Consider the following 3,402-nt stretch of genomic DNA (forward strand, 5'->3'; position numbering starts at 1 on the left):
GGCATGGATGTCACGGTTCTCCATATCATGCCGACACTGATGGAGCGCCAGCTTGATCCGGCGGCCGGATATCTCCTCGAACAGGCGGTGGAGCAGCGCGGCATCCGCGTGATGACCAAAGCGAGCACCAAGGAGATCATCGGTCAGAACAGGGTGGAAGGCGTTCTGCTTGCCGATGGCACAACATTGCCTGCCGATCTGGTGGTCATGGCGGCGGGTATCCGCCCCAATGCCATGCTCGCGAAGGAAGCCGGGCTTGCAACTAATCGCGGCATCGTTGTCGACGCCGGCATGCGGACCTCCGATCCCGAGATCTTCGCCATCGGTGAGTGCGCGGAGGTGGGCGGACAATGCTACGGGCTGGTCGCGCCTCTCTACGAGATGGCGCGGGTGGTATCAGCACAACTGGCGGATGATGCGGATGCCAAATTCGTGCACAGCGAGACGCCGACCAAGCTGAAGGTCACAGGGATCAACCTGTTTTCCGTCGGCGATCTCGGCGAAGGCGACGACCGGCAGGAGATCGTCCTGCGCGATGCCGCCGCCGGGGTCTACAAGCGGCTGGTGCTCAGGGATGACCGCATCATCGGCACGGTGCTGTACGGCGAGACATCCGATGGCGCCTGGTTCCATGACCTTACCAAGAAGCGAACCGACATTTCGGAGATGCGCGACACATTGATTTTCGGCCAGTCCTATCAGGGAGGGTCCCCGCTGGACCCTATGGCGGCCGTTGCAGCCTTGCCAGATGATGCGGAAATCTGCGGCTGCAACGGCATATGCAAGGGCAAGATCACCGGTGCCATATCGGGCAAGGGGCTGACCTCGCTGGATGATGTGCGCGTCCATACCAAGGCGTCCGCCTCCTGCGGCAGCTGCACCGGTCTGGTGGAACAGCTGCTGGCGCTCACCCTCGGTGATTCCTACAATCCATCGGCGGTAACGCCCATGTGCAGTTGCACCGATCTTGGTCATGACGATGTCCGCCGGCTGATCAAGGCGAAGAAGCTGAAGTCCATTCCGGCCGTGATGCAGGAGCTCGAATGGAAGACATCGTGCGGCTGCGCCAAGTGCCGCCCGGCCTTGAATTATTATCTCGTTGCGGACTGGCCGGATGAATATGCCGACGACTACCAGTCGCGCTTCATCAACGAACGGGTGCATGCCAATATCCAGAAGGATGGAACCTATTCCGTTGTGCCGCGCATGTGGGGCGGCGTCACCAATTCCCGGGAATTGCGGGCAATCGCCGATGTGGTCGACAAATTCGCCATTCCGGCTGTCAAGGTCACCGGCGGCCAGCGCATCGACATGCTGGGCGTCAAGAAGGAAGACCTGCCGGCTGTCTGGGCCGATCTCGGCAAGGCCGGGTTCGTGTCAGGACAGGCCTATGCCAAGGGACTGCGCACGGTAAAAACCTGTGTCGGGACCGACTGGTGCCGCTTCGGCACGCAGGATTCGACCGGGCTTGGCATTCGCATCGAGAAATTCATGTGGGGGTCGTGGACGCCCGCCAAGGTCAAGATGGCGGTATCAGGCTGTCCGCGCAATTGCGCCGAAGCCACCTGCAAGGATGTCGGCATCATCTGTGTCGATTCCGGATACGAAATCCATTTCGCCGGGGCGGCGGGGCTCGATATCAAGGGGACGGAAGTTCTGGGGCTGGTCAAGACCGAGGACGAGGCGCTGGAACATGTGGTGGCGCTGACGCAGATGTACCGCGAACAGGGCCGCTATCTCGAGCGCATCTACAAATGGGCCAAGCGTGTCGGCCTCGATGAAATCCGCCGCCAGATCATGCAGGACGCGGTGAAGCGCCGGACCTATTTCGACCGCTTTGTCTTCAGCCAGACTTTTGCGCAGGTCGATCCGTGGTCTGAGCGGGTTTCCGGCGTCGACAAGCATGAATTCCAGCCGATGGCCAGGATCGGCTACCAGCAGGCAGCGGAGTAGAATGATGAACTGGATTGAGATTGGAACAATCAACGACATTCCGCGCCGGGGGGCCCGATGCGTGAACACACCCAATGGCAGGATTGCCGTTTTCAGGACCATGGAAGACCAGATTTTTGCCATTGACGATCATTGTCCGCACAAGGGCGGGCCGCTCAGTCAGGGCATCGTCCACGGCGCTTCGGTGACTTGTCCCTTGCACAACTGGGTCATTTCGCTGGAGACGGGCAAGGCGCTTGGCGCTGATGAAGGCAGCGTGAAAACCATCGCGATCCGGCTGGACGGTGACCGGATTCTGGCCGCGTTTGAGCTGGCCGCCATGGCCGCAGAGTAGAGCGGCATGGACAATCCGGCGCTTTCTCCCGGTACGGTTCGCACCACCTGCCCCTATTGCGGCGTCGGATGCGGCGTGCTTGCGACACCCGGCAATGAGGGTACGGTTGTCATCGCCGGAGACCCGGAGCATCCCGCCAATTTCGGGCGGCTCTGCTCCAAGGGATCGGCGCTTGGTGAAACGGTTCATCTGGATGGCCGGCTGCTGGAGCCGCGGGTCGAGGGCAAGGCGGCGAGCTGGGACAAGGCTCTCGATCTTGTCGCCAGCCGTTTCAGCGCTGCGATCAGGGAACATGGCCCGGATAGTGTCGCTTTCTACGTTTCGGGCCAGCTTCTGACTGAAGATTATTACGTTGCCAACAAGCTGATGAAAGGTTTCATCGGCTCGGCAAACATCGATACGAATTCACGGCTGTGCATGTCGTCGTCGGTGGCGGGGCATATGCGGGCCTTCGGGTCAGACACCGTTCCGGGAACCTATGAAGATCTGGAGCTTGCCGATCTCATCGTGCTGACCGGCTCCAATCTCGCCTGGTGCCATCCCGTGCTCTATCAGCGGGTTGCAGCGGCCAAGGTCAAGCGCCCGCAGATGCGTATCGTCCTCATCGATCCGCGCCGCACCATGACCGCCGATATCGCCGACATGCATCTGCCGATCCGCGCCGACGGGGATACGGCGCTGTTTGTCGGGCTACTCGGTTGTCTGACCGAACAGGATGCTTTGGATCGCGCCTATATCGAGCGGCACACGACGGGTTTTGCGGCGGCTTTAGCGATTGCCAGTTCCTATGACCTGGAAACAATTTCGCGACAAACAGGGATTGCGCCGGATCAACTGCTCGCCTTCTTCACGCTGTTTGCCCGGACGGAGCGCTGCGTGACGGTGTACAGCCAAGGCGTCAATCAGTCGGCATCGGGTACGGATAAGGTCAATGCCATCATCAATTGCCATCTGGCAGCGGGCCGCATCGGCCGCCCCGGCATGGGGCCGTTCTCGGTCACCGGGCAGCCCAATGCCATGGGCGGGCGCGAGGTGGGCGGGCTTGCCAACATGCTGGCAAGCCATATGCAGATCGAGAATGCCGGGCACCGGCGGCTGGTTCAGGATTTCTGGGC

General features: G+C 61.1%; 3 protein-coding genes. All 3 read left to right on the top strand.

The features are described 5' to 3' along the window. Positions 1 to 1,953: nitrite reductase large subunit NirB (nirB, locus tag RDL77_RS24720; RefSeq protein ID WP_288195137.1), on the top strand; the 1,953-nt coding region annotated here is incomplete at its 5' end. A gap of 4 nt (positions 1,954 to 1,957) precedes the next feature. Beyond that, the gene (gene nirD, locus RDL77_RS24725) at positions 1,958 to 2,287 is read left to right on the top strand and encodes a nitrite reductase small subunit NirD (protein ID WP_288195138.1); all 330 of its coding nucleotides are present in this window, start codon (positions 1,958 to 1,960) and stop codon (positions 2,285 to 2,287) included. 6 nt (positions 2,288 to 2,293) lie between these two features. Further along, the coding region (locus RDL77_RS24730) for a molybdopterin-dependent oxidoreductase (protein ID WP_288195139.1) at positions 2,294 to 3,402 on the top strand (1,109 nt) is incomplete at its 3' end.

It is taken from the genome of uncultured Phyllobacterium sp., from assembly GCF_902479695.1.
GTDB lineage: Bacteria > Pseudomonadota > Alphaproteobacteria > Rhizobiales > Rhizobiaceae > Phyllobacterium > Phyllobacterium calauticae.